Raw genomic sequence first — 26,615 nt, 5'->3', positions numbered from 1 at the left:
GCCTATCGGACCCGGATCAGTTGCTTCCCTTGGCGAAGGACTGGCCGATGCCCGGCTTGGACTCGCTGCCGAAGGCATCCTGGCCGCCGTCCACCGGAACCGCCGAACCACGCTGCTCGAGTTCCTCGAGCTGCGACTCCAGGTAGGACTTCAGCCGCACCCGGTACTCGCGCTCGAACGTCTTGAGCTGCTCGATCCGACCCTCCAGCACGCTGCGCTGCTGGTTGATGGTGGCCATGATCTCGGAGTGCTTCTTCTCGGCGTCGGCCTGCAGCGCGTCCGCCTTCTCCTTCGCCTGACGCAGCTGCGTCTCGGAGCGGGTCTGTGCGTCGGAGAGCAGGGCCTCGGACTTCTGCCGGGCGTCGGCGATCATCGCCTCGGAGCGGGTACGCGCGTCGCTGACCAACTGCTCGGAGTTGGTGCGTGCGGTGGTGACGAGCTGCTCGGACTCGGTCTTCGCGTCGCCGGTGAGCCGGTCTGCCATCTCCTGCGCCAGGCCCAGGATCTTGGCGGCCTGCAGGTTCGCTTCCTCGGTGCTGCCGGTGCGGGCAACGGGAGCGGCGGCGACGGGGGCCGCGACCGGCGCGACGGGCGCAACAGGCTTCGGCGGCTCGACGACGCGGGCCGGCTCGGGGGCCGCGCCCGCGGGGCGGGGGGCCTTCTTCGCATCCGCGAGCTCCTGGTCGAGCTCACCCACACGCTGGCGGAGGTCCGCGTTCTCCTCGATCAGTCGCGACAGCTCCTGCTCGACGAGGTCGAGAAACGCATCTACCTCGTCCTCGTTGTAGCCCCGCTTGCCGATCGGCGGCTTGCTGAACGCGACGTTGTGAACATCAGCTGGTGTCAGCGGCATGGAAGGATCCCTTCACGCATCTGTTGGCGGTCTAGCAAACATTCAGTTATAGCGCATCCAGTGCTGCTCCAGGCATTCGCACTGCAACTGGCGTCCATTCTGTCACACCAGACCCGGAGGCTGCGCCACAAGCTGATTCGTGCACGTCATACGGCAAGCCTCTGAACGACTTGCATCAGGATGAACACCACGAAGAGCAAGACCATGATTGAAAGATCCAACCGAACTCCACCGAGCGATACCGATGGAATAAGTCGCCGCAGCAACTTGATCGGAGGATCCGTGACCGTAAATATGGCTTCGAGAATGACGACGACAAAGCCAGTGGGCCGCCATTCCCTTGCAAATGTCCGGATGAACTCGACGATGATTCGTCCGATGATCAGCAACCAGAAAACGAACAGCACGAAGTAGATCACCGCGAACAAGGGCACTCCACCACTCTGCCTGACGCAACGGGCGCAATCAAAACCAGGTGCGGCCGGAAGACCCCGACCGCACCTGTCCGAGCCCGCCCCCGGCGAGCTGCCGAGGCCCTGTTACTTCTGATTGTAGAAGCCGTTCTCAGCGATCCGACGACGTTCCTCGGCCGAGACGTCGATGTCGGCGGGTGAGAGCAGGAACACCTTCGTGGCCACCTTGTCGAACGAGCCACGCAGCGCGAACGCCAGGCCGGCCGCGAAGTCGACCAGGCGCTTCGCGTCGGCGTTGCTCATCTCGACCAGGTCCATGATGACCGGAGTTCCGTCACGGAACCGCTCACCGATGATGCGCGCCTCGCCGTAGTCGCGGGGACGAAGCGTGGTGATCTTCGAGAGCGGTCCGCCCTCGTCGAAGATCGGTGCGCGCCTGCTCTCGATGCGGGACTCCGTGCGCGCATCGACCGCGAGCGCACCCCGGGTGGCGGTGGCGCGCGGCGGGGCGCCGACGGACACCCCGGGACGCGGGCTACGGGCCGGCAGCGGCTCCATCCGCCGCGGCACGGGCTGCCGATCGATGTCGTCGAGGCCGCGGTCGACGTAGCCGCCGTCGTCGTAGCCGCCGTCGAGACCGTCCTCGTACCGGCCGCCACGTGGCGAACGACGCGGCTCGTCGAGGTAGTCGTCTTCGTAATCCTCGAGCGGGACCATGCCGAAGTAAGCCTTGAACTTGTGCAGAGTGCTCATCGATCGACCTTCCTTGGCGTGGCGGAGAATCGGTCGGGACGCCGATCAGTCCGAGGTTATCGGCCGCGAGCCCAACAACGCGGTTCCGACACGCACGCAGGTGGATCCGTGTCGGACAGCACTCTCGAGGTCGCCGGTCATGCCCGCCGACAGCATGGTCGCGTCCGGATGCTCGAGCAGCAGAGCCCGGTGCAGTTCCGCCAGCGTGGCGAACGCCGCGTCCGGGTCGACACCGAGCGGGGGCACGGCCATCAGTCCGGCCAGTTCGAGGCCTGCCGCGACAGACGCGCGCCCCGCCAACGCCGGCAGCTCGGTGGGCGGGATCCCGCCGCGTATCGGGTCGGCGTCGAGGCTCACCTGGAGCAGCACCCGCAGCGGCTCGGTCCGGGCGCCGTCCGCGAGGGCCTCGACCGACGCCTTCGACAGCGCGTCGACCAGCCGGGCGCTGTCGACCGAGTGGACGGCGTGCGCCCACCGGGCAACCGCACGGGCCTTGTTCCGCTGCAGGCTGCCGATCATGTGCCAGCGGACCTCGTCGAGATCGGCGAGTGCGGTCGCCTTCGCCGTCGCCTCCTGCTCGCGGGACTCGCCGAACTCGCGGCAGCCCAGCCCGTACAGGATCCGGGCATCGGCCTCCGGGAAGAACTTGGTCACCGGGAGCAGCTGCACCCCGGCCGGGTCACGGCCCGCGTCGACGCAGGCCTGGGACAGCCGGGCCCGCACCTCGCCGAGCGCGGCGGCGATCTGTGCGGTACGAGCCTCGGCGGCGCCGTCAGTCACCCCTGCACCTCGGGCACGACCGGTTCCATCCACACCGCGCCCGCGATCCGTCCGGTCGTTCCCGACCGCCGGTAGCTGAAGAGCGTGCGGTCCTCGATCGTGCAGCGCGGATCCTCGGCGATCCCGCCGATTCCCGCCTCGAGCAGCTGCCTCCGCAGTCCCGCGCGCAGGTCGAGCCCCGGGGTGCCGCGGACGGTGGTGGTCGCGCTGCCGGGCAGGTGCGCCTCGACGTCGGCTCGCATCGCCACCGGCACCTCGTACTGCCTTCCGCTGGCGGCGGGGCCGAGGAACGCACCGATCCGCTCCACCGCGGCGCCCTTCGCGACCATCGCGTCGAGCACCCGCGGCACGATGCCGATCCGCGCACCGACGCGGCCCGCGTGCACGGCGGCGATCACCCCCGCCTGGTCGTCGGAGAGCAACAGCGGCACGCAGTCCGCCGTGAGCACCACCAGCGCCAGGTTGGGCACGTCCGTGACCAGCGCGTCGGTCGCCTCGACCGGCGCGCCGACCGGGCCGTCGACGACCGTGACGTTGCGGCTGTGGATCTGCTCCATCCACACCAGCCGCTCGAACGGCAATCCGATGCCGGCCGCGAGCCGGCGCCGATTGGCGTCGACCGCCGCCGGATCGTCGCCGACGTGGTCACCGAGGTTGAACGTGTCGTAGGGGGCCGCCGAGACGCCCCCGGTCCGCGAGGTGACGACCCGGCGGACCCGAACGTGGGCGGTCACCGACGCATGAAGTCGGGCACGTCCACCTCGTCCTCGCCGTCCTCGGCCGAGACCGGGACGGCCCGACTCGGGGCACCGACCGGGATCGGCGGCAGGCTCGAGGTACTCGTCTCGCGGGGCTCGCGGCGCTCGCGGGCCTCGGCGCTGTGCTGCGGCTCGCGCTGCTGCGGCACGGCCGCGACGGACTCCTCGGGAGCACCTGCGGGCGAGCGCCCGATCTCCCCGGCCCGGCCGACTCCGATGTTGCCGCGGCCGGCGTTCGGCGCGGGCTCCACCGCCCGGCGCATCGGTGCGCCGCCGTCGAAGCCGGCGGCGATGACGGTGACCCGGACCTCGTCGCCGAGCGAGTCGTCGATCACGGTGCCGAAGATGATGTTGGCGTCGATGTGCGCGGCCTCCTGCACCAGCGAGGCGGCCTCGTTGATCTCGAACAGACCCAGGTCGGATCCGCCCGCGATCGAGAGCAGGACGCCCCGAGCGCCTTCCATCGAGGCCTCGAGCAGCGGCGAGTTGATCGCCGCCTCGGCCGCCTTGATCGCCCGGCCCTCCCCGCGGGAGGATCCGATGCCCATCAGGGCGCTGCCGGCACCGGACATGACGCCCTTGACGTCCGCGAAGTCGACGTTGATCAGACCCGGGGTGGTGATCAGGTCGGTGATGCCCTGGACGCCGTTGAGCAGGACCTCGTCCGCGGAGCGGAATGCGTCCATCAGACTCACCGCGGCGTCGCCGAGCTGGAGCAGCCGGTCGTTGGGAATGACGATGAGGGTGTCGCAGGACTCGCGCAGCGCCTGGATGCCGCTGTCGGCCTGGCCGCCGCGCCGCTTGCCCTCGAAGGAGAACGGGCGCGTGACGACGCCGACGGTCAGCGCGCCGAGCTTGCGGGCGATGCTGGCGACGACGGGCGCGCCGCCGGTGCCGGTACCACCGCCCTCGCCCGCGGTGACGAAGACCATGTCGGCGCCCTTGAGCACCTCTTCGATCTCGTCCTTGTGGTCATCGGCGGCCTTGCGGCCGACCTCGGGATCGGCGCCTGCGCCGAGACCGCGGGTCAGTTCACGTCCGACGTCCAGCTTGACGTCGGCGTCGCTCATCAGCAGCGCCTGGGCGTCGGTGTTGACGGCGATGAACTCGACTCCCTTGAGTCCCTGCTCGATCATGCGGTTGACCGCATTTACGCCGCCGCCGCCGATGCCGACGACCTTGATAACGGCGAGGTAGTTGTGCGGGGGCGTCATGGGCTCTCGCCTTCCGTGTGTGTGAATTCGCGCTGGGTGGTGCTAGCGGTACTGATGTTGCTAGCAGTACTGACGTTACTGGTGATGCTGAGGTTACTGATGATGCTGATGCAATGTGCGTGGCGCTCGTGCATATTGCGACCGAGTGTCGGGACAATTCCCTAAACCCTCAACCATAGGTTTACAGTTATGTCAAGTGGCTGACTGAGGCGAAACGCTATGCACGCGGACCACGTTGCGCCAGCAGGCGCGCCGACGGGCGTGGCGATTTGTCGCGCGCGGTCACCGAATCGTCGGCAGGTCCGGACTCGACACGTCGTACACCTTGCCCGGCTGGCTCAGCAACGGCGGGGCAATCGCGGCCTTGCGCGCGGAACTCGCCGCACTCCCCCAGATCAACTGCCGGTCGTCGGTGAGCGCGAGCCGAATGTCGTCCAACGAGCCGACCGTCACCTCGGTCACCTGCCCGCGCAGGTCCGGCGGCAGCGACGTCAGGGCCGCCAACGCGTCGACGGTGCGCGGGTCCTCGCGACCCGGTCGGTCGGTCTTCAGCCGCGGTACGCCGGGCGGGGCCGGCTCGATGGCGTAGGCGACCCCGGACGCATCCATCAGGTGAGTTCCCTCGGGAGCGTCGTAGAACACCGCGGGGGTGCGCTCGACGACGGTCACCCGGAGGGTCGAGGGGTAGACCCGCTCGACCCGGGCATGGTCGACCTTCGCGATCGAGGCCACCCGTTGAGCCGCCGCGCCGGTGTCGATGCGCAACAGCGGCTTTCCGACCGGGATCGCGAGCGCCGTGAGCACCTCGTCGCTCGAGACGCCGACATTCCCGACCACGGAGATCGTGCGCGCGGCGAGCACCGGTGTGAACCAGGCTGCGACGCCGAGCCCGACGAGAACCACGACAGCGAGGGAGGTCAGCAGGATCGGTTTGCGGCCCGGCCCCCGGCGGACCTTCGGCCTGCGCCGCGGCCGGGCCTTCTTCTGCGCCGGGGCGGCTTTCGCGCCGGCCGGCCGGCGCCGATCCGCCCCTTCGCCGGGTTCCGGCCCAACGGCCGCATCCGACTCGTCGGGCGGAGCCTCGCGCCGCGGCTGGTCCGGGCGCGGCTGCCGCCGGGTTCCGGGACGCGCGGACCGCTCGGCCTCCGCACGTCCACGCCGACCGGCGCGCGCGGACCGGCCCGGCCGCCGGTCGGCGCTCACGAGGGCTCCCCGGCCCGTCCCGAACCGGCCCGCGACCGCGCCGGCGAGGCGGCGAGCGCGCCGAGGATTTCCTTGCCCAGCATCGTGACGTCGCCGGCCCCCATCGTGATCACGATGTCGCCCGATCGGGCGAGCGAGGCCACCTGACGCGGCGCGACCGACAGGTCCGGCTGGTACTGCACGGGCCGCGAGACCGCCTGCGCGACAAGCGCTCCGCTCACGCCGGGCAACGGCTCCTCGCGGGCGCCGTAGACGTCGAGCACGACCACCTCGTCCGCGAGGTCGAGCGCGGTGCCGAACTCCGTCGCGAACGCCGCGGTCCGCGAGTACAGGTGCGGCTGGAAGACCACGATCACCCGGCCACCGCCGGGGCGCACCAGTTCGCGTGCGGCGCCGAGCACCGCCCGCACTTCCGTAGGATGGTGGGCGTAGTCGTCGAACACCCGCACGCCGTTCTCGCGACCGGTGTACTGGAAGCGGCGGTGCACACCACCGAATCCACCGATGCCCTCGAAGATCTCGTCGACCGACGTGCCCACCTCGCGAGCGGCCAGGATCGCGCCAAGGGCGTTGAGCGCCATGTGCCTGCCCGGGACCGCCAACCGCAAGGTTCGTGGCCCGGTCTCACCCGACAACTCGACCTCCGCCACGCCGCCGACGTCGCGGGCCTCCCAGCTGAGCAGCCGGGCACCCAGTTCGACGCCCTCGGTGTGGACGTCGCCGCTGCCGTACCCGAGCACCCGGATCGGCAGGCCGCTCGCGACCACCCGCTCGGCCAGCGCCGCGGAGCCGGGATCGTCGACACACACCACCAGCAGCCCGCCGGGCGCAATTCGTGCGGCGAAGTCGTCGAACACCTGGACGTACGCCTCGGTCGACCCGAAGTAGTCCAGGTGGTCGGCCTCCACATTCGTCACGACCACGACGTTCGGGTCGTACTGCAGCAGGGAGCCGTCGCTCTCGTCGGCCTCCGCGACGAAGACGTCGCCGGAGCCGTGGTGCGCGTTCGTGCCCGCCTCGTTGAGTTCGCCGCCGACCGCGAACGACGGGTCGACGCCGCAGTGCTGCAGCGCGACGACCAGCATCGAGGTGGTCGAGGTCTTGCCGTGGGTACCCGCGACCAGCAGCGTGCGCTGACCGTGCATCAGCGACGCGAGCACCGCGGGGCGCAGGATGACCGGGATGCCCCGAGCGGCGGCGGCGACGAGTTCGGGGTTGTCCTTCGGGATCGCGGCGTGGGTGGTGACCACGACCGTCGGTCCGCCCGGCAGCAGGTCCAGGGCGCTGCCGTCGTGCCCGATGCGCACCTGCGCGCCGCGGGCCCGCAGCGCGAGCACGGTGCGGCTCTCCTTGGCATCGGAACCGGACACCTGCCCGCCCCGCGCCAGCAGGATCCGGGCGATGCCGGACATGCCCGCACCGCCGATGCCGACCATGTGCACACGTTGCAGGTGCTCCGGCAGATCGGTCTCGTTCATCGCTGTCCCCTCTAGTTCTCCGACGCCCGGGCCACCTCGAGCACGATCGCGGCGACCGCGTCCGCCGCGTCCCGGTGCCCGGCGCCGGCGGCGGCCGCACCCATGGCGGCGAGCCGGTCCGGGTCGGTGAGCAACGGAATCACGGTGTCGGCCACGAATTGCGGTGTCAGGTCGGCATCGGCGACCAGCACACCGCCGCCCGCGCCGACCACCGGCCGGGCGTTGAGTTCCTGTTCCCCGTTGCCGTGCGGCAGCGGGACGTAGATCGCGGGCAAGCCGACCGCGGACACCTCCGCGACGGTCATCGCCCCGGACCGGCAGACGGTCGCATCGGCGGCCGCGTAGGCCAGGTCCATCCGGGACAGGTACGGCACCGCGACGTACGGCGCGGCCGGGTTGACCGGCGGCACGTCGAGGGTGTTCTTGGGGCCGTGCGCATGCAGCACGGAGATCCCCGCTGCGGCAAGCGCTGTCGCGGCACCGGAGATCGCCTCGTTGAGGGACCGTGCGCCCTGCGAGCCGCCGGTCACCAGCAGCACCGGGCCCTGCGCGGGCAGTCCGAAGTGCGCGCGGGCCTCGGCGCGCAGCGCGGCGCGGTCGAGACCGGTGATCGAGGCGCGAACCGGGATGCCGACGATCTCGGCCTCCCTCGCGACACCGGAGCCGGGCACCGCCGCCAGCACGCGGGCCGCGACCCTCGCACCGATCTTGTTCGCGATGCCCGCGCTGGCGTTGGCCTCGTGCACCACGACCGGAATCGCACGCCGCCTGCGCAGCACTCCCCGGCCCGCGGCGAGGTACGCGGGCAGCGCCACGTAGCCGCCGAACCCGACGATCACGTCGGCCTGAGCGGCATCGAGCACCTGGCGGGTGCGCCGGACCGAGGCGCGCACCCGGCCGGGCAGGCGCAGCAGGTCCATCGTGGGCTTGCGCGGCAGCGGCACCGGCGGAACGAGCTCGAGCGGGTAGCCCCGCTCGGGCACGAGGGTCGTCTCCAGCCCGCGCTCGGTACCGAGCGCGGTCACCGTGACGGTCGGGTCCAGCCGCCGCAGCGCGTCGGCCACGGCCAGCGCGGGCTCGATGTGGCCCGCGGTGCCACCACCGGCGACGACGACGGACAGGGCTGCCGGGGCGAGTGGAGCGACGGGGAGTGTCTCCGAATCAGGTGACGCGGAATCAGGTGACGCGACGGGTGGTGTGTCCGATGTGCCGCTCACCTACGAAATCCTCGCTCTCCTGCGCGGTCGTTCGACCGTCGTGTCCGTTCGTCCGATGGTAGTGCCTGCCTGCCGCGCGGATCGCCGCGCCGCGGGTCGGCCGGGCGGCCGCGGGCGGGACCCTGCCTGCGCGGCGGTTCGGCGAGCCGGCGCTGGGCGGCACGTTCCTGAGCGGCCCGCTGCTGGGCGGCGCGCTGCGCAGCCGCCCGCTTCTGCGCGGCCTTGGCCTGTGCGGCCCGACGGGCCGCCTCGGCCCGCTCCGGCGAGTACTGCTCCGGCTTCGGCAGCCGCAGCAGCCTGCCGAAGCGACCGTCCTGGCCCGCGTGCAGCGCCGCCACGGCCTCGGGCTCGTGCCGCGCGGCGTTCGCGATGATGCCGAACATCAGCAGCGTGATGGCGGTCGAGGTACCGCCCGCCGACACCAGCGGCAACTGCTGCCCGGTGACCGGCAGCAGGCCGACCACGTACCCGATGTTGATCATCGACTGCGCGAGGATCCAGGTGGTCGCCGTGGCGGTGAGCAGTCGCAGGAACGGGTCGACCGATCGCATCGCGATGCGCAGTCCCGCGAAGACGAACAGCGCCAGCAGGATGATCACCGCGAGGCACCCGAGGAAGCCCAGTTCCTCGCCGATGATCGCGAAGATGAAGTCGTTGTGCGCGTTGGGCAGGTAGCTCCACTTGGCCCGGGACTGCCCCAGCCCACGGCCGAACAGCCCGCCGTCGGCCAGCGAGAACTTGGCCTGACGGCTCTGGTAGTTGGCGCCCTGCGGGTCGTCGCCGGGATTGAGGAAGCCGAACACGCGAGCGGCGCGGTAGTCGGCCGACAGGGCCAGGACGACGGCCGCGACCAATCCACCTGCCGCTGCCATGAGGAACAACCGGGTCGGCAGGCCCGCGAACCACAGCAGGGCGCCGACCACGATCGCGAACGTGACCGTCGTCGAGTAGTTCGGCTGCAGGATCACCAGGAGCGAGGCCAGTCCGGCTCCGGGCAGCAGCGGGATCAGCAACTCCTTCGGCGGTGCGCCCTGACGTCGCATCGCCAGCACGTGCGCACCCCAGATCACCAGCGCCACCTTCGCCAGCTCCGACGGCTGAAACGACACGCCGAAGAACTGGAACCAGCGTTGCGCGCCGCCGGACGCGGTGCCCACCCCGGGGATGAGGACCAGCGCCAGCAGCACCACCGACAGGACGAACCCCGGCAGAGCGAGCGTGCGCATCACCCGCACCGGCAACCGGAGCGCCACGTAGAACAGCACCGAACCGAGCGCGGCGAAGATCACCTGCTGGGTGAAGAGTCCGTAGGCCGACCCGGTGTCGGCGTACGCCTCCGGGCTCGACGCCGACAGCACCATCACCAGACCGAGCACGGTCAGCAGGGTGGCGATGGTGACGATCAGGTGGAACGAGGCGAGCGGCCGGGCCAGCCAGGCACCGAACCGGGTCCGCGGGCCCGCGGGGTTCTTCATTGCCCCTGACCCGCCCCGAGCCGCAGCACGGCGTCGGCGAAGCTGCGACCGCGATGGCCGTAGTCGGCGAACATGTCGAGCGAGGCCGCTGCCGGCGCGAGCAGCACGGTGTCGCCCGGGCGGGCCATCGCAGCCGCGGCCTCGACCGCGCGCGCCATCACGGCGTCGGGCGCATCGGTCGTGGTCACCTGATCATCGTGCCCCTGGTCGACGCGGACCACGGGGACCTGCGGCGCGTGTCGGGACAGAGCCGCTGCGATCTGTGTCGCATCGCGGCCCAGCAGCACGGCCCCGACCAGCCTGCCCGCGACCTCCTCGACAAGTTCGTCGACGCTCGCGCCCTTGAGCAGTCCACCGGCCACCCAGACCACGCGCGGGTGGGCCAGGATCGACACCCGCGCAGCGTGCGGGTTGGTCGCCTTCGAGTCGTCGACGTAGGTGACGCCGCCGACCTCGGCGACCAGCGCGGCGCGGTGCGGACCCACCTGGTAGCTGCGCAGGCCCTCACGCACGGCGTCCGGTGACACCCCGATCGATCGGGCGAGCGCGGCCGCGGCCAGCGCGTCCATCAGTCCGGCCGGTCCAGGCGGGGTGATCTCCTCGGTCAGGGCGAGAGTCTCGGCGGTGGCGAAGGCTCGGTCGACGAGGCGGTCGCCGTCGACGCCGAGTTCGCCTGCCGTCGGGACCCCGAGCCGGAAGCCGACGGTCCGCCCCGCGCCGCCGCGGTCGCCCAGGGACGCCGCGACCGGGTCATCGAGACCGAGCACGGCCACGTCCCCGGTCAACGCCTGCGCCTTTGCGTCGATGTAGCCCCGCATCCCGCCGTGCCAGTCCAGGTGGTCCTCGGCGATGTTGAGCACCGCGCCCGCGGCCGGGTGGACCGACGGCGCCCAGTGCAGCTGGAAGCTCGACAGCTCGACGGCCAGCACCTGGTTGCGGGGCGACCCGTCCTCGCCGCGTCCGGCCCGGAGTGCCTCGGTGATCGGCAGGCCGATGTTGCCGCAGGCCACCGCGGGGATGGCGGCGGCCCGCAGGATCGACTCGAGCATCGACGTGGTGGTGGTCTTGCCGTTGGTGCCGGTCACCACCAGCCAGCGACGTGCCGGTCCGTAGAACTCGGCGCGGTCGAGTCGCCACGCGAACTCGACGTCACCCCAGACCGGCACGCCGGCGGCCGCCGCGGCGGCGAGCACCGGGGCGTCGGGCCGCCAGCCCGGGCTGGTGACGACCAGCGCGAAACGGGAGAGGTCGGCGATCGCCTGCTCGGGCGTGCACACCTCGACCCCGTGGTCGCGCGCGGCCGCGTCGAGAAGGCCCGCGTCACCGTCTGCGAGGACGACCTCGGCGCCCAGGTCCCGCAGCGGCGCGATCAGCGCAAGTCCGGACACCCGCGCGCCGGTGACCAGCACGCGCTGCCCGGCGAGGCGGCTCAGGTCGGTGGGCAGGGGCGATGTCGAATCCTGGAGTGCCACCGCGCTAGTCCCCGACGACGGCGAGGTACTCGCTGTAGAACAGCGCGAGGCCGACCGCCGACGCGATCGCCGCGAGTAGCCAGAACCTGATGATCACCGTGGTTTCCGCCCAGCCACCGAGTTCGAAGTGGTGGTGGAACGGTGCCATCCGGAACACCCGTCTGCGGCTGGATCGGAACACCGCGACCTGCACGACCACCGACGCCGCCTCGGCGACGAACAGTGCGCCGACGACAACCATCAGCAGCTCGGTGCGGGTGGTGATGGACAGTCCGGCGAGCAGGCCACCGAGCGCGAGCGAGCCGGTGTCGCCCATGAAGATCTTGGCGGGTGCCGCGTTCCACCACAGGAAGCCGATGCACGCGCCCGCCGCCGCGGCACAGATCAGCGCCAGGTCGAGCGGGTCGCGGACGTCGTAGCAACCCTTGCCGGGGTTGGTCTCGCAGGCGTTGCGGTACTGCCAGAACGTGATGACGGTGTAGGCGCCGAGCACCAGTGTCATCGACCCGGCGGCGAGGCCGTCGAGGCCGTCGGTCAGGTTCACCGCGTTCGACCACGCGCTGACCAGCAGGTACACGAACAGGATGAACACGACCGAACCCATGGTGACGGTGGTGATGTCGCGCACGTACGACAGGTGCGTGCTGCCCGGCGTGAGACCGGTGGCGCCACGGAACTGCAGGGCGAGGATGCCGAACAGCACCGCCGCGACGAGCTGGCCGACCAGCTTGGCGGTCTTGTTCAGACCGAGGTTGCGCTGCTTGCGGATCTTGATGAAGTCGTCGAGGAAACCGACACCGCCGAGAACCGTGGTCAGGCCGAGCACCAGCAGGGTCGAGGCCCGCGGGCCGTCGGCGTCGTAACCGATGCCGACCAGGTGCGAGCCCCAGTAGCCGGCCCAGATGCCCGCGATGATCGCGACGCCGCCCATCGTCGGGGTGCCCCGCTTGGCCTGGTGACTGGCCGGCCCCTCGACTCGGATCTCCTGGCCAAAGCCCTGACGGGAGAACAACTTGATCAGGACCGGGGTCAGCAGGATGGAGACCGCCAGCGCGATGCCTCCCGCGAAGAGGATCTGTCTCACTGGTTCGCCTCCGAAGTTTCCGTCTGATCTGCCAGCAGTGCGTCGGCCACGGTCCACAGCCCCACCGACTGGGAGGCTTTCACGAGCACGATGTCGTCACCCTTCACCTCGGCGCGCAGCACCGCGAGGGCCGCCTCGGCGTCGGGAACGAGCATCGACTCCTCGCCCCACGAGCCTTCCATCACGGCACCCTGGTGCATGCCACGCAGGGGGCGACCGGTGCCGACCACGATCAGCCGCGTCACGTCGAGGCGGACCAGCAGCCGACCGATGGCGTCGTGCTCGATCACCGACTCCGGACCGAGCTCGGCCATTTCCCCGAGCACCGCCCACGTGCGGCGCGGCGCGCCCGCACCGGACCGGCTCATGGTCACCAGCGCCTTGAGTGCGGCCCGCATCGAGTCGGGGTTCGCGTTGTAGGAGTCGTTGATCACGGTGACACCGTCGGCTCGGGTGCGCACGTCCATCCGCTTGGCCGAGACCGCCCGGGCCTGGCCGAGCGCCGCCGCGATCTGGTCGAGGCCCGCGCCGCACTCGAGCGCGACCGCGGCCGCGGCCAGCGCGTTGCCTACCTGGTGCTCGCCGTGCACGCCGAGCCGCACATCCACCGAACCGTCCGCGGTGACCACAGTGAAGCTCGCGCGGGCCTGGTCGTCGAGCTGCACGTCCACTGCGCGCACGTCCGCGGTGCCCGACTGCCCGACCAGCACCACCCGCGCCCGGGTGCGGGTGGCCATCGCCGCCACGAGCGGATCGTCCGCGTTGAGGACCGCGACGCCGCCCCGGTCGGCGGGCGGAAGTGCTTCGACCAGTTCGCCTTTCGCCTGCGCGATCGCGTCCTGGGAGCCGAACTCGCCGAGGTGCGCGGTGCCGACGTTGAGGACTACGCCGATCCGCGGCGGCACCGACTCCGCGAGCGCAGCGACGTGGCCGATGCCGCGGGCGGACAGTTCGAGCACCAGGAAGTCGGTGCTCGAATCGGCACGCAACGCGGTCCACGGGTGGCCCAGTTCGTTGTTGAAGGATCCGGGCGGCGCGACGACCGCACCGAGCGGGCTCAGCACCGCGGCGAGCAGATCCTTGGTGGAGGTCTTCCCGGACGACCCGGTGACGCCGACCACCGTGAGGCCGGCGGCCGTCAGTTCGTCGGTGACCGCGGTCGCCAACGTCGCCAGCGCCGCCAGCACCGCGGCGCCGGAGCCGTCGGTGTCGTGCTCGAGGGCCATCGCGTTCGTGTCGGTGGGCGGCAACGGCGTCACCACGATCGCGGGTACCCCCACGGGGCGGGCCGCGAGCACCGCGACCGCGCCGGAAGCCACGGCGGCCGCGGCGTGCTCGTGCCCGTCGACCCGGGCGCCGGGCAGGGCCAGGAACAGTCCGCCGGGGGTGACCTTGCGGGAGTCGAACTCGACGGTCCCGGTCACCACGACGTCGGGGTCCGGTACGTCGTGCAGGGTGCCGCCGACGATCTCGGCGATCCGGGCCAGGCTCATCGGGATCACAGTGACACACCCCCGAGCCGCTCGTCGATGGCCGCCGCGAGGACCTCACGGTCGTCGAATGGGTACTTCACCCCGTTGATCTCCTGCCCGATCTCGTGTCCCTTGCCTGCGACGAGGACGACGTCCCCGGTCGCGGCCCACCGCACCGCGTCGGCGATGGCCGCCGCGCGGTCCGCGAACTCGCGGACCTCGGCCCGCTCGTCCGCCGGCACGCCGAGCGCGCCCGCGCGCACCGACGCCCGGATGGTCGCCGGATCCTCGGTGCGCGGATTGTCGTCGGTGACCACGACGAGGTCGGCGCCTCGTGCGCTCACCTCGCCCATCATCGGTCGCTTGCCCTGGTCCCGGTCGCCGCCCGCGCCTACGACCACCGCGATGCGGCCCTTGGTCTGGCCTCGCAGGGTCGCGATCACCGCCTCGAGCGCGGCCGGCTTGTGCGCGTAGTCGACGACCGCGAGGAAGTCCTGTCCGCGTTCGACGCGCTGCACTCGGCCGGGCACGTCCACCGATCCGATGCCGTCGACGGCCCGGTCCAGGTCCACCCCGCAGGCCTGCAGCGTGGCGAGGGCGAGCAGCGCGTTTGCCACGTTGTACCGTCCGGGCAGTCGCAGTCCGACGCGTCGCGCGGAGCCGTCCGGTGCGGTCGCGACGAACTGCTGCGAACCGTCGTCGGTGGCCTCGATCTCGGCGGCCGTCCAGTCGGCCGGTCCGGTCGTCGACACCGTGGTGGCCAGCTCGGCGACCTCGGCCATTCGCCGGCCCCACTCGTCGTCGACGCAGACCACAGCCCGGTCCGCGTGGACGGTCGAGTTCGGCGCGAACAGTCGCGCCTTCGCGGCGAAGTAGTCGTCGAGGTCGGTGTGGAAGTCCAGATGGTCCTGCGAGAGGTTGGTGAATGCGCCGATCGCGAAGTGGGTGCCGTCGACCCTGCCGAGCGCGAGGGCGTGACTCGACACCTCCATCACCACGGTGTCGATGCCGCGTTCGAGCATTGCCGCGAACAGCGCGTGCAGCTGCGGTGCCTCCGGTGTGGTCAACGCGCTGGGCACCCGGCGACCGTCGATGCGAGTCTCGATCGTGCCGACGAGGCCGGCGCGGCGGCCCGCGGCCGTCAGACCCGCCTCGACCAGGTACGAGGTGGTGGTCTTGCCCGAGGTGCCGGTGATGCCCACCACCTGCAGCCGCTCGGAGGGGTGACCGTAGATCGTCGCGGAGACGGTGCCGAGCACCGCGCGCGGATTCGGGTGCACCAGCACCCCGACCGGCCCCGGGATCCGGGCCGCCTCGAGCACGGCCACGCCGGCCTCGTCGGTGAGCACCGCGGTCGCACCGCGCTCGACGGCGGTCCCGGCGAACTCGGCGCCGTGCGCCCGCGCCCCCGGCAACGCCGCGAACAGGTCGCCCGGTTCGATGCCCTGGGCACGCAGTTCCACCCCGGTGACGGTCGAACCCCCGGCCGGATCCCCGATCCACCGGAGGTCGGCACCGATCAGGTCCGCCAGGGCCGCGACCTCGGTGGTCGGCGGGTGCGCCGGTCGCAGGCCACCCGGCCCGTTCGCGTGCTGCGGAGCAGTGGTCCCATGCACGGGCAGGTGACTCCTCTCGAGAATTGAAGTTCGATGGCGGTGCACGCCACGGTCGCAAGCCGACGTGTCAGGTTACCGGCGGACGGTCCCCGACGGGGACTCGGCGTGTGTCAGTCCGCCTGCAGCACCAGGCGGGGGCCCGGATCGGCGGACAGCGGGACCTTGTCGCGCTGCAGCATCCACGACGCGATGCTGTGGAACAGCGGGGCCGCGGACATGCCACCGGTCCCGTCGGCGCTGCGTTGCGGCGCGTCGAGCATGATCCCGATCACGAAGCGCGGATTGTCGGCGGGGGCGATGCCCGCGAACGTGATCCAGTAGTTCGAGTTCGAGTAGCACTTGCAGCCGGGGTCGACCTGCTGCGCGGTCCCGGTCTTGCCGCTCACCTGGTAGCCCTCGACGCCCGCCGATGCACCGGTGCCCTGCTGGTACCCCATCGGGTCGCGCTGGGTGACCGCGCGGAACATGTTCCGCACGGTGGACGCGGTCTGCGCGCTGACGACCTGGACGACGTCCGGGGGCGTCGTCTCCGTACGGTTCCCGTCGGCGTCGACGGTGGCCCGCACGATCCGCGGCGGAATCCGGACACCGTCGTTGGCGATGGCCTGGTACATGCCGGTCATCTGCAGCAGGGTCATCGAAAGACCCTGTCCGATGGGCAGGTTCGCGAAGGTGCCGCCCGACCACTGGTCGCGGCTGGGCACGTCGCCCGCGCTCTCGCCGGGCAACCCGACGTCGGTGCGCTGGCCGAGTCCGAACCGGTCGAGCATGTCGGCGTACCGGTCCTCCCCCACCCGCTGGGCGAGCATCAGGGTGCCGACGTTGGACGACTTACCGAAGACACCGGTGGTCGTGTACGGCGCCACCCCGTGGGCCCAGGCGTCCCGCACCGACACGCCCGCCATCTGGATCGAGCCCGGGACCTGCAGGACCTCGTCGGGTTTGGTCAGTCCGTACTCGATCGCGGCGGCGGCGGTGACGATCTTGTTCACCGACCCCGGCTCGAACGGGGTGCTGACCGGCAGGTTTCCCATCTCGGCCTTGCCGTTGTTGCCGACACCGATGGCCGGGTTGAAGGTGTTGTCGTTGGACATCGCCAGCACCTCGCCGGTGTGCGAGTCCAGCACCACTGCGGACGCGTTCTTCGCGCCGGAGAGATCCTTGGCCTGCTGCACCTGTTGCTGCACGTAGTACTGCAGGTCGGAATCGATGGTCAGCTCGACGCCCGACCCGTTGACGGCGGGCTGCTTGTCGCGCCAGCTGCCCGGGATGACGGCGCCGTCGGAACCGCGGTCGTAGGTCTGCGAACCGTCGGTGCCCGCCAGGGTCGAGTCCATCGAGTCCTCGAGACCGAGCAGTCCGTGACCGTTCCAGCCGGTCGCACCGACCAGGTTCGCGGCCAGCGCGCCGCCCGGGTACTCGCGGATGTCCTGCCGCTCGAGGCCGACCTCGGGGAAGTCGTCGACGATCTTGGCCGCCACGTTCGGGTCGACGCTGCGCGCCAGGTACTCGAAGGTCTCCTTGCTCTTCAGCTTGGCGAGCACGTCCTTCTCGGGAGCGCTGTCGCCCAGCTTGTCGTGAATGCCCTTGGCGATGGCGGCAAGCCGATCGTCGACCTTGGGATCCTTGCCCGCCTTCTTCGCCGCCTCCTCGATCTCCTTGCGCACCTTGGGCGGCTGGAAGGTCAGAGCCTTCGCCTCCATGGTGAACGCGATCGGGTTGCCGTGCCGGTCGGTGATGGACCCGCGGGTTGCGGGCTCGATCATCGTGGTGGAACGCTGGTCGGCGGCCTCGGCGGACAGCGACGGCGCCTTGACGCCCATGATCCACATCAGCTGGAGTACCGCGACGCCGAGTACGACGAACATGCCGATCCGGCCCGTGCGGTACCGGAACCGGAAGGACGAGGTGTCCTTGGGGCGGGCGGTACCGCGCGGAGCCGGACGGATGCGGGGTGGAGCAGCGGAGGGACCTCGGGTCACCGCTGACCGCCCGCGCTACCTGCCTGTCCCGAGGTCGTGCGGGGCTGGTTCATGGGAACCAATTGTTCACCCTGCGGAGGCGATAGCGGCTGATTGGCTGCCAGCGGCGTGCCGGGGCGGGACGCGCCGGGCGTCGGGGCGCCGGGGCGCGCCGTCTGCGCGGGTGACGCCGGGTTGGCAACCGGGCGACCGGCGTTCGCCTGGGTGTTGCCGGGCTGCTTGTTCAGCGGCGGCACCGGCGCACCCTGCGCCGGGGTCGGCTTGCCGACGACCTGGACGCCACCCCGGTCGTCGACGACCAGTCGAGCGACGTCCTTGGCCGGGATCATGCCGAGGTCGGCGGCCTTGCGAGCGAGCTCCGGTGCGGACGTCGCGGTCTGGTAGTCGCGCTCGAGCGCGGCCCGCTGCTCGATCAGGCTCTGGTTGTGCGCCTTCGCCGCGCTGAGCTTGTACGAGTCCTCCGTCGCGCGGGTGGTCAGCAGGAGCGTGACGGCCAGTCCGACGGACAGCAGTCCGATGATGCTGGCGACGAACGGGATTCGCGCCTTGAACGAGCCCCGCTTGACGACCTCGGCCGCGGTGCCCGTCGAGGCACGCTGGCTGCGCTTGGCGTAGGCCCGCTGTGCGGCAGTCTTCTTCGTGGACTTCGCGGGGGCATTCGACCGAGACGGGATGGTCGCGGGCGCGCGTCCGTGTACCTTCGGCCGAACGGTCGACGCACCACTGCGATCACGCACGGGAACTGTCATGCCGTCACCCTCCTCGAAATCCGTTCGGCGCTCCGCAGTCGGACCGGCGCCGACCGCGGGTTGTCCTCGATCTCCTGCGCGCTCGCCCGTTCCGCACCACGGGTGAGCAGTTCGAACTCCGGCCCCATCCCGGGCAGCTCCATCGGAAGTCCCTCCGGGCTACGGGATTTGGTGCGCGGAGTCAGTTCCTGCTTGACGAGCCGGTCCTCGAGCGACTGGTACGACATGAACACCACTCGGCCGCCGACCGCGAGGGCGTCCAGCGCGGCGGGGATCGCGGCCCGCAGCGAGTCGAGTTCGCCGTTGACCTCCACCCGCAGCGCCTGGAAGGTGCGCTTGGCCGGGTGACCGCCGGTGCGGCGGGTGGCCGCGGGGATCGCGGCGTAGAGCACCTCGACCAGTTGCGCACTGGTGGTGAACGGCTCGATCTGCCTGCGCCGCAGCACCTCCGAGGCGATTCGTCCCGCGAACCGCTCCTCGCCGTACGTGCTCAGCACGCGGGCGAGCTCGCCGTGGCTGTAGGTGTTGAGGATGTCGGCCGCGGTCAGACCCTTGGTCGGGTCCATCCGCATGTCGAGCGGCGCGTCCACGGAGTAGGCGAAGCCGCGGTCGGCCTCGTCCAGCTGCATCGAGGAGACGCCCAGGTCGAACAGGATGCCGTGGACCGACTCGACCTGATCGAAGCCGGCCAGTTCGAGTGCGTCGACGATGCCGTCATACCTGGTGTGCACCAACGTGACCCGGTCACCGAACGGGGCCAGCCGCGCACCGGCGATCTCGAGGGCCGCGGGGTCTCGGTCCAGGCCGATGAGCTGCAGGCCGGGGTAGGTCCGGAGGAAGTGCTCGGAGTGTCCACCGAGGCCGAGCGTCGCGTCGATCATCACCGCGCCCTCGGCGTCGGGCGACTCGCGAGTCAGTGCGGGACCGAGGAGTTCGTCGGCGCGGCCGAGCAGGACCGGAATGTGACCGAACTCGCCGGAGGAGGGGGACGGGGTGACCTCGTCGTCCACGATTGCTACCTCCGGGTCTTCGGTCGTGGCTACGGATGCTGACGATCCTGGGAGGGGAAGTGGGGGCGAATGCCTCGAGGTCCCTGTCCGATGAGCCGGACCTGGCGCTGGGGAAGTGCGTCAGGGTCGGCGTCGGGCAGAGGCCTCGCGGCACTCGCCGAAGCGGTGGGTGCGCTAGAGGATCTCGCTCAGTGGCTCGGATCTTGCTTGGGAGTAGCTTTCTTCGTTCTCCTCCGAGTAGGTCTGCCACGCCCGGGCGTCCCAGATCTCGAGGAAGTCGACCGATCCGATCACCACGCACTCCTTGGACAACCCGGCGTAGCGCCGATGGTCCGCGGAGAGGGTGATCCGTCCCTGGGCGTCGGGATGCTGCTCGTCGGCGCCGGCCGCGAGACCACGGACGAAGGCCCGGGCCTCCGGGTTGCTCCGCGATGCGGCGGCGGCTCGTCGCGCGAGTGCGGCGAACTCTTCTCGTGGATACACCGCGAGGCTGTGGTCCTGCCCTTTCGTGACCATCAACCCTCCCGCCAGTGCATCGCGAAACTTCGCGGGCAACGTCAGTCGCCCCTTGTCGTCGAGCTTCGGCGTGTAGGTACCGAGAAACACTCGACACCTCCCACTGCGTATCCCGAACTTCGATGGATCGAATTTCGAACGCCCTATGCCCTGCGGTTCACCTTCCCAACCGCTGCGCACCACGTTACCCCACTTTGCCCCACTTTCAAGGCCAACAGGCGGTGAAGCTCCGCCTCTCGCAGGTGAATCCGCAGTTCACGGCGGTGGCGCACGGTGGGGGAAAAGTTGTGTGGCCTCGGCCACGGCGGCCGAACGCGACAGCCCGCGGGACCGTCGCGCCGTCGAACTCCCAGGTCAGCCCACGGAGCATCAAATCTGGTCCGCGGCAATGGTGCACACGGGGGGAAATGTGGGGCAAGGGGGAAACGTGGAGAAGAGAAATGGCGCGGCACCTGTCGGTGCCGCGCCTGTCGAACCGTGGCTGCGTCGGGCCGCCCGAACGGACGGGGTCGAAGCGAGCTACTCCTGCTCGAACCTTCTCTTGAATCGATCCTCCATGCGCGACGAGAACCCACCGCCGGCCTTACGGCCACCCGAGGGCTTGCCTGCACCCGAACCCGATGCGGGACCGGACTTCTCGTCTCGCACTGCCGCGTGGCCCTTCTTCGTTCCTCCCATGAGGAACAGGACCCCGGCTCCAAACATCACAAGGAAACCGAGCAGGCTGACGATCAGGAGCGCTTCCGACTTGGCCGCGAGCGGAATGCCCGCGACAAGTAGGACGAGCCCGAGAACGAAGAGAGCCCCCGCCTGCAGCCGTCGTTTGCTCGAGGCGGCTCGCATTCGGCCTCCCCTCACAGAGGAGGCGAACTTGGGGTCTTCGGCGTAGAGAGCGCTCTCGATCTGATCGAGCATCCGCTGCTCGTGCTCGGAGAGTGGCACGGTACCTCCCCCGGCACTGAAATGGTGGCGGCCGCTTCGTTGGGTCGAAACGACCGGTTGCCGCCGATCGCGGCTACCTGCCGTCAATGATACGAGTAGGCGCGACGGCGTACCACCTAGTCCGACAATGAGATGAGGACCAATTTCGCGAGGGCCGCAATCCCGCTGCTAGGCAGACCTCCCCGCAACCGATCCGGGCGCCCGATCGAGACGATCGTCACCGCCGAGATGATCCTCGACGGCGGTGAGAAATCGGGACACCTCACGGAAGAATCGATCCGCCTCGTCCGCCGTGACGGTGCGGGATATCCCCGCCTCGATCGCCGCTCTCGTGGCGGAGTGACCCGCGAAGAACTCGGCCCAGGACGCGAGCGCCGGCTCCACCTTCGTCAACCGCACCCAGGCGCTGCGCGACCCCGATCGCGACCGACGACCGGCGAGCGCCGCGCCCGCTCCCCGCAACGCCGCCAGATAGGCGGCCCGGAACCGATCGGAGGGATCCCGCGCGCCGGCCGCCTCGGCAAGCAGTGAGTCCGCCCGATCGAGCAGGTTTACTCGTAATGCCATCTTCCGCACACCTCCCGCATGCACAGGGGTTGGCCTTAGGCTCGGCAATCCGGAGAAGCCCGCTTCCCTCGCGCTTCGCCGGATTGCCGACATCGAACATCCGTTCGATGTATTCAATATAGCTGCACCCACCGACACGTCGTCAAGAGAGAGGGTGAGTCCGGTCGACACCAATGCCGCCCCACGACTGGTCGAACTGTCGGCGCACGAGCTCCGCCGCCGGCTCGACGAGGCCCTCGCCATCTACGTCGAGGCGATGGGATATCCCAGGGGCACCGAGTTCCACCGCGCGCCGATGTGGACCGAACACACCTCCCGGCCCGGCTGGCGCGCCGTCGCCGCCCTCGCCCCCGCCGCACCCGGTCAGCACGAACGGATGGTCGGCATCGCCTACGGCTACCGGGGCGCCGCACACCAGTGGTGGCATCAGCAGGTCCGGGACGGCATGAGTCGCTCCGGCGCCGACGACCGACGAATCCACGAGGTCCTCGGCGACTACTTCGAACTGACCGAACTGCACGTCTCCCCCCGCGCCCAGGGTCACGGCACCGGCGAGGCGATGCTGCTGGCCCTGCTCGCGGACCGGCCCGAACGCGGCGTGCTGCTGTCCACCCCGGAGGTACCCGAGGAGGACAACCGCGCCTGGCGGCTCTACCGCCGACTCGGATTCACCGACGTGGTGCGGCATTTCACTTTCACCGGCGACAGCCGGGCCTTCGCCGTGCTCGGTCGCAGCCTGCCCCTCTGAGCGCCACGGGCCGCCGGCGCAGGCCCACCGGAGCGCCCCGCTAGCCTGGCCTGATGATCGACGCGGTGGTGGTGGGTTCCGGGCACAATGCACTGGTCTCGGCGTGCTATCTGGCCCGGGCCGGCTGGTCGGTCGAGGTGCTCGAGCGCGACACCGTGCTCGGCGGCGCAGTGTCGACCGTCGAACGCTTCCCCGGCCACCGGGTCGACCGCGGATCCTCGGCGCACATCATGATCCGGCACACCGGCATCGTCGAGGACCTCGAGCTCGCCGACCACGGACTGCGCTACCTGGACTGCGACCCGTGGGCGTTCGCGCCCGCCCCGGCCGAGTCCGGGCGACCGGGCATCGTCTTCCACCGCGACCTGGACCGGACGTGCCGGTCCATCGCCGAGTCCTGCGGCACCGCCGACGCGCGCGCCTACCGCCGTTTCGTGGCGGACTGGGGACCACGCACCGCCTCGGTGATGCGGTCGTTCGGCGGCCCGCCGACCGGCGGCCGACTGGTGCGCTCGTTCTGGGGTCTGGACACCGGCGACGGCGCGGCGGCTCTCTCGCGCGAGTTCCTGTCCTCCGGGGATGCCTTGCTGGACAACTACTTCGACGACGAACGACTCAAGGCTGCGCTGGCCTGGTTCGGCGCCCAGTCCGGGCCCCCGATGTCCGAGCCGGGCACCGCGCCGATGGTCGGCTTCGCCGCGCTGATGCACACGCTGCCGCCGGGCCGGGCGGTCGGCGGCAGCGGCGCACTGACCGAGGCGCTGGCGTCGCGGCTGACCGCCGACGGCGGCACCGTCCGGCTCGGGGACGCCGTCGTCGAACTGCGACGCAGCGGCGACGGCTGGCTGACCCGCACCGCGTCCGGTCGCGAGTTGCGGTCGAAGGCGGTGATCGCCGGCTGCCACATCCTGACCACCCTCGACCTGCTCGAGCGCGGCGGACACGACGCAGCCCGGATCGCGGACTGGCGGCGCCGGATCCGGGTCGGGCCGGGGATCGGGATGGTCGTGCGGCTGGCCACCGACGCCCTGCCGGACTATCCGAGCGCCCCCGACGACGCGACCGTCACCTCCGGCCTGCAGCTACTGGTGTCCGACCGCGCCCAGCTGCGGCTCGCGCACGGGTCCGCGCTGGCCGGCGAGCTGCCGCCGACCCCTGCGGTGCTGGCGATGAGCTTCAGCGGGATCGACCCGAGCCTGAGCCCGCCCGGCGAGCACCAGGTGACGTTGTGGTCGCAGTGGCACCCGTACGCACTGAGCGGGGGCCGCACCTGGCCCGGCCTCGCGGAGGCGGAGGGCGATCGGATCGTCGCCGAGATCGAGCGGCTGGCACCGGGATTCATCGACTCGGTACGCCACCGTCTGGTCCAGTCCCCCGTCGACATCGAGTCGGAGATGGGCCTGATCGGCGGCAACGTGATGCACGTGGAGATGTCGCTGGACCAGATGTTCATGTGGCGGCCGCTGCCCGAACTCTCGGGGCACCGGGTACCCGACGCGGCGGGGCTGTACCTGACCGGCGCGTCCACCCATCCCGGCGGCGGGGTGTCCGGGGCGAGCGGGCGAAGCGCGGCGTCGGTGGCGCTGTCCGACGCCAAGTTCGGGCGGCTGCGGCGCGTACTGCACCGATGACAGGCCGCCTGGTGCCCGCCGCGCTCGCGGCACTGGCGGTCGCCGCGCAGATCGCCTATCCGCTCGTCGAGGGCACCTCGCGGGACGCGGTGACCGTCGTCGTGGTGCTCGCGCTCGCGGCCGCGGCGCTCACCCACGCCTGGTTCGCGCGCGGTGGCCGTTGGGCGCTCGCACTGCTCGCTGTCACCGCCGGTCTCGGATTGCTGTCCGAGATCGTCGGCACCGCAACCGGATTCCCGTTCGGCTGCTACGACTACGCGATCGACCGACTGGGACCGTCGCTCGCCGACGTTCCGCTGCTGGTGCCGCTGGCCTGGACGGCGGGCAGCTACCCGGTGTGGTGCGCGGTCACCCATGTCGTCGACCGCGGCCGTCCACTGGCCCGGGCCGCGCTCACCGCGGTCGGGATCGTCGGGTGGGACCTGTACCTGGATCCGCAGATGGTCGCCGACGGCCAGTGGCGGTGGTGTTCGGCGCACGCGGCACCACCGGGCCTCGAACCGATCCCGTGGACCAACTACGCGGGCTGGCTGCTCGTCGCCACCGCGATTGCCGTGACCCTGACCTGGCTGGACCGCGACCGCGCCGACCCCGATCCGAGTCCGGCGGCCGATGCGGTCCCGCTCGCACTGTTCCTGTGGACGTGGCTCGGGTCCGCCCTGGCCCACGCGGTGTTCCTGCCCGAATTGGGGTGGTCGGCGGCGTACGGACTGCTCGGCATGGGCGTCGTCGGCGTGCCGCTGCTCACGCATCTGAGCCGGGCTGGCACCATGACCAGGTGCTGACGCCCCGAACCAGTGAAGAACGGTCCCGTGCCCGACGCCCCCGGGCCCGACTTGCCGCGCTGACCGCTCTGCTGCTGCTGGCCGTCCCGCTGCTCAGCGGCTGCCTGCGGGTTCAGGTCTCGATGGGGGTGTCCCCCAACGACCGGGTGTCCGGCCAGATCGTCGCCGCCGCGGTGCCGGCCAACGACGCGGACAAGGGCCCGCAGCTGACCGCCCCGAACTCGCTGGCCAACAAGATCCGGGTGCAGGAGTACAAGCAGGACGGCTTCGTGGGCAGTCAGGCCTTCTTCAGCGACCTGACCTTCGGTGAGGTTCAGCAGCTCGGCTCGCTGTCCGGTCAGGTCGGCAGCGCCCTGCAACTGAACTTCCAGCGCTCCGGCGACGTGGTGGTGCTCGACGGCAAGGCCGATCTCAAGTCGGTGCCCGACGGCAGCGACATCCAGTTCAGCGTCGCGTTCCCGGCCCGCGTCGCGACCACCAACGGCACCCGCGACGGCGATTCGATCGTGACGTGGAAGCTGACGCCGGGCGAGACCAACACCATGCGCGCGGAGGTCCGCTACGCGGACCCGAACACCCGCGGTTTCGCCGGCTGGGCGGGCATCGTCACCGGCGTGGGGCTCGGCGTCGCGGTGATCGTCGGCGCGATGGCCTACCTCGCCCGCGACCGCTCCCCGCGCTTCCAGCGCAGCGACGGCGCCGGCAAGGACAAGCAGCACGTGTGAGTCGCCTGCTGCGGGCCGTGGTTCGGTCCGGGACCGTGTTGTCCGCGGCCGGTGCGGTCGTCGCGACGGTCAACGCCCGCACCGTGCCGCGACTGAGTGGCCGCGACGCCGTGTCCGAACCGGTCACGGTCTGCGTGCCCGCCCGCAACGAGGCCGATTCCGCGCCTCGGCTGATCGCCGATCTGCGCGCCCAGCGCGGCCTCGCAGACCTGCGCGTGCTGGTCCTCGACGACGACTCCACCGACGGCACCGGAGCGGCGGTACGCGACGCGATCGGCGGCGACCCCCGATTCACCCTGCACCGCCACGACGGGGACCCGCCGCCCGGATGGGTGGGCAAACCCGCCGCCTGCGCCCGGCTCGCCGAGCTGTCCGCGGACCGTTCCGGGGTACTGGTGTTCCTCGATGCCGACGTGCGCCTGGCTCCGGACGCACTCGCCGCAGCCGTCGGCGAACTCCGTACCTCGGGGGCTGACCTGTTGTGCCCGTGGCCCTTCCAGACTGCCGTCACGGCGGCCGAACGGGCGGTGCAACCGCTGCTGTGCTGGTCGTGGTTCGCCACCGCGCCGGTGCCCGTCGCCAATCGAACGACCCGCCCGTCGATGGCCGTGGCGTGCGGGCAGTTCCTCGTGTTCGACGCACACGGGTATCGGGCCGTCGGCAGCCACCACGCGGTGGCCGGCAGCGTGGCCGAGGACCTCGACCTGGCCCGGGTCCTGCGGCGGTCGGGCCGCCTGACCGCGGTGGCCGCGGCGGGCGAGCTGGCACGCTGCCGGATGTACGACGGGCCGGCGCAGGCACGGGCCGGCCACGGTCGGTGGTTGTGGACCGCGTTCGGATCACCCGCGGGCGCGAGCGCGGTGCTCGCCGCGGCCCTGAGCGCATACCTCGCCCCTCCCCTGGCCGCCGCGTTCGGCCGGGGCAGCGTCCGCCGTTGGGGGCTCGCCGGCTACGGGTGCGCGGTCGCGTCCCGGCTGGTGGCGCGCCGCACGGAGTCCGGCGGAGCGCTCACCGCCCGCGACGGCGTGGACGCGCTCGCGCACCCGCTGTCGGTGATCGGGCTGGCCGCGCTGACCGTCGACTCCCATCTGCGCCACCGCCGGGGCGGGCACAGCTGGAAGGGCAGGCCGCTGCGCCACCCGTGAGCCCTTCTGGCCCCACTCGGGCCGGAA

The 26,615-nt window shown here is 71.1% G+C and carries 25 protein-coding genes; 5 read left to right on the top strand and 20 right to left on the bottom strand.

All coding sequences use genetic code 11. The features are described 5' to 3' along the window. Positions 1-16: 16 nt before the first annotated feature. The 20 genes from ACFVH2_RS13920 to ACFVH2_RS13825 form a co-directional block, all read right to left on the bottom strand. Complete coding sequence (locus tag ACFVH2_RS13920) at positions 17-853, bottom strand: DivIVA domain-containing protein (protein WP_378426876.1); 837 nt, start codon at positions 851-853, stop codon at positions 17-19. 146 nt (positions 854-999) lie between these two features. Further along, on the bottom strand, positions 1,000-1,287 hold the full coding sequence (locus tag ACFVH2_RS13915; protein ID WP_378426874.1) for a YggT family protein: 288 nt from the start codon (positions 1,285-1,287) through the stop codon (positions 1,000-1,002). A gap of 105 nt (positions 1,288-1,392) precedes the next feature. After that, the gene (locus ACFVH2_RS13910) at positions 1,393-2,019 is read right to left on the bottom strand and encodes a cell division protein SepF (protein WP_378426872.1); all 627 of its coding nucleotides are present in this window, start codon (positions 2,017-2,019) and stop codon (positions 1,393-1,395) included. A 45-nt stretch (positions 2,020-2,064) separates the two neighbouring features. After that, the gene (locus ACFVH2_RS13905; protein WP_378426870.1) at positions 2,065-2,799 is read right to left on the bottom strand and encodes a YggS family pyridoxal phosphate-dependent enzyme; all 735 of its coding nucleotides are present in this window, start codon (positions 2,797-2,799) and stop codon (positions 2,065-2,067) included. Further along, entirely contained in the window at positions 2,796-3,533 is a 738-nt protein-coding gene (gene pgeF / locus ACFVH2_RS13900) for a peptidoglycan editing factor PgeF (protein ID WP_378426868.1), read from the bottom strand. The genes ACFVH2_RS13905 and pgeF overlap by 4 nt, the downstream gene beginning before the upstream one ends. Further along, complete coding sequence (gene ftsZ / locus ACFVH2_RS13895) at positions 3,530-4,771, bottom strand: cell division protein FtsZ (protein WP_378426866.1); 1,242 nt, start codon at positions 4,769-4,771, stop codon at positions 3,530-3,532. Before ftsZ ends, pgeF begins: the two co-directional genes overlap by 4 nt. Positions 4,772-5,053: 282 nt before the next feature. Then, a complete protein-coding gene (locus ACFVH2_RS13890; protein WP_378426864.1) occupies positions 5,054-5,974 on the bottom strand; it encodes a cell division protein FtsQ/DivIB in 921 nt (306 codons plus the stop codon). Then, entirely contained in the window at positions 5,971-7,452 is a 1,482-nt protein-coding gene (murC, locus tag ACFVH2_RS13885) for a UDP-N-acetylmuramate--L-alanine ligase (RefSeq protein WP_378426863.1), read from the bottom strand. Before murC ends, ACFVH2_RS13890 begins: the two co-directional genes overlap by 4 nt. An 11-nt stretch (positions 7,453-7,463) precedes the next feature. Next, on the bottom strand, positions 7,464-8,573 hold the full coding sequence (gene murG / locus ACFVH2_RS13880; RefSeq protein WP_378426954.1) for an undecaprenyldiphospho-muramoylpentapeptide beta-N-acetylglucosaminyltransferase: 1,110 nt from the start codon (positions 8,571-8,573) through the stop codon (positions 7,464-7,466). A 92-nt stretch (positions 8,574-8,665) separates the two neighbouring features. Then, a complete protein-coding gene (ftsW, locus tag ACFVH2_RS13875) occupies positions 8,666-10,144 on the bottom strand; it encodes a putative lipid II flippase FtsW (protein ID WP_378426861.1) in 1,479 nt (492 codons plus the stop codon). Then, positions 10,141-11,616 (bottom strand): UDP-N-acetylmuramoyl-L-alanine--D-glutamate ligase, encoded by a 1,476-nt coding sequence (gene murD / locus ACFVH2_RS13870; protein WP_378426859.1) that lies wholly within the window; start codon positions 11,614-11,616, stop codon positions 10,141-10,143. The genes ftsW and murD overlap by 4 nt, the downstream gene beginning before the upstream one ends. Before the next feature lie 4 nt (positions 11,617-11,620). After that, complete coding sequence (gene mraY, locus ACFVH2_RS13865) at positions 11,621-12,700, bottom strand: phospho-N-acetylmuramoyl-pentapeptide-transferase (RefSeq protein ID WP_142097877.1); 1,080 nt, start codon at positions 12,698-12,700, stop codon at positions 11,621-11,623. Continuing rightward, positions 12,697-14,202 (bottom strand): UDP-N-acetylmuramoyl-tripeptide--D-alanyl-D-alanine ligase, encoded by a 1,506-nt coding sequence (gene murF / locus ACFVH2_RS13860; protein WP_378426857.1) that lies wholly within the window; start codon positions 14,200-14,202, stop codon positions 12,697-12,699. The genes mraY and murF overlap by 4 nt, the downstream gene beginning before the upstream one ends. Beyond that, positions 14,199-15,794 (bottom strand): UDP-N-acetylmuramoyl-L-alanyl-D-glutamate--2,6-diaminopimelate ligase, encoded by a 1,596-nt coding sequence (locus tag ACFVH2_RS13855; protein ID WP_378426952.1) that lies wholly within the window; start codon positions 15,792-15,794, stop codon positions 14,199-14,201. Before ACFVH2_RS13855 ends, murF begins: the two co-directional genes overlap by 4 nt. A gap of 104 nt (positions 15,795-15,898) precedes the next feature. Beyond that, positions 15,899-17,737 carry a peptidoglycan D,D-transpeptidase FtsI family protein gene (locus ACFVH2_RS13850; protein WP_378426950.1) on the bottom strand — a complete coding sequence of 613 codons (1,839 nt, stop codon included), beginning with the start codon at positions 17,735-17,737 and terminating at the stop codon, positions 15,899-15,901. A 29-nt stretch (positions 17,738-17,766) separates the two neighbouring features. After that, positions 17,767-18,519 carry a hypothetical protein gene (locus ACFVH2_RS13845; RefSeq protein WP_378426855.1) on the bottom strand — a complete coding sequence of 251 codons (753 nt, stop codon included), beginning with the start codon at positions 18,517-18,519 and terminating at the stop codon, positions 17,767-17,769. Then, entirely contained in the window at positions 18,516-19,532 is a 1,017-nt protein-coding gene (gene rsmH, locus ACFVH2_RS13840) for a 16S rRNA (cytosine(1402)-N(4))-methyltransferase RsmH (protein ID WP_378426948.1), read from the bottom strand. Before rsmH ends, ACFVH2_RS13845 begins: the two co-directional genes overlap by 4 nt. A gap of 171 nt (positions 19,533-19,703) precedes the next feature. After that, positions 19,704-20,135 (bottom strand): division/cell wall cluster transcriptional repressor MraZ, encoded by a 432-nt coding sequence (mraZ, locus tag ACFVH2_RS13835; RefSeq protein WP_378426853.1) that lies wholly within the window; start codon positions 20,133-20,135, stop codon positions 19,704-19,706. A gap of 429 nt (positions 20,136-20,564) precedes the next feature. Continuing rightward, positions 20,565-20,987 carry a DUF3040 domain-containing protein gene (locus ACFVH2_RS13830; RefSeq protein ID WP_378426852.1) on the bottom strand — a complete coding sequence of 141 codons (423 nt, stop codon included), beginning with the start codon at positions 20,985-20,987 and terminating at the stop codon, positions 20,565-20,567. 168 nt (positions 20,988-21,155) lie between these two features. Next, a complete protein-coding gene (locus tag ACFVH2_RS13825; protein WP_378426850.1) occupies positions 21,156-21,554 on the bottom strand; it encodes an SAV_6107 family HEPN domain-containing protein in 399 nt (132 codons plus the stop codon). A 154-nt stretch (positions 21,555-21,708) separates the two neighbouring features. Here ACFVH2_RS13825 and ACFVH2_RS13820 point away from each other — a divergent pair, with 154 nt between their 5' ends. Genes ACFVH2_RS13820 through ACFVH2_RS13800 form a run of 5 tightly spaced genes read left to right on the top strand, consistent with a single transcriptional unit; the run spans position 21,709 to position 26,588 of the window. Beyond that, positions 21,709-22,302: a GNAT family N-acetyltransferase gene (locus ACFVH2_RS13820; protein WP_378426849.1), complete on the top strand. Its 594-nt coding sequence runs from the start codon at positions 21,709-21,711 to the stop codon at positions 22,300-22,302. A gap of 53 nt (positions 22,303-22,355) precedes the next feature. Continuing rightward, positions 22,356-23,933, top strand: a complete 1,578-nt coding sequence (locus ACFVH2_RS13815) for a phytoene desaturase family protein (RefSeq protein ID WP_378426847.1) — start codon at positions 22,356-22,358, stop codon at positions 23,931-23,933. Further along, positions 23,930-24,718 (top strand): carotenoid biosynthesis protein, encoded by a 789-nt coding sequence (locus tag ACFVH2_RS13810; RefSeq protein WP_378426845.1) that lies wholly within the window; start codon positions 23,930-23,932, stop codon positions 24,716-24,718. Before ACFVH2_RS13815 ends, ACFVH2_RS13810 begins: the two co-directional genes overlap by 4 nt. Next, positions 24,712-25,443, top strand: coding sequence for an LppM family (lipo)protein (locus ACFVH2_RS13805; RefSeq protein ID WP_378426843.1), 732 nt, complete (start codon positions 24,712-24,714; stop codon positions 25,441-25,443). Before ACFVH2_RS13810 ends, ACFVH2_RS13805 begins: the two co-directional genes overlap by 7 nt. After that, positions 25,440-26,588, top strand: a complete 1,149-nt coding sequence (locus ACFVH2_RS13800) for a glycosyltransferase (protein ID WP_378426841.1) — start codon at positions 25,440-25,442, stop codon at positions 26,586-26,588. Before ACFVH2_RS13805 ends, ACFVH2_RS13800 begins: the two co-directional genes overlap by 4 nt. Positions 26,589-26,615: the final 27 nt, after the last annotated feature.

Source organism: Rhodococcus sp. NPDC127527 (genome assembly GCF_042672245.1).
In the GTDB taxonomy this organism is placed as follows: Bacteria; Actinomycetota; Actinomycetes; order Mycobacteriales; family Mycobacteriaceae; genus Rhodococcus_G.
The sequence above is the reverse complement of the archived record's forward strand: the minus strand, read 5'-3'. Positions and strand labels throughout refer to the sequence as shown.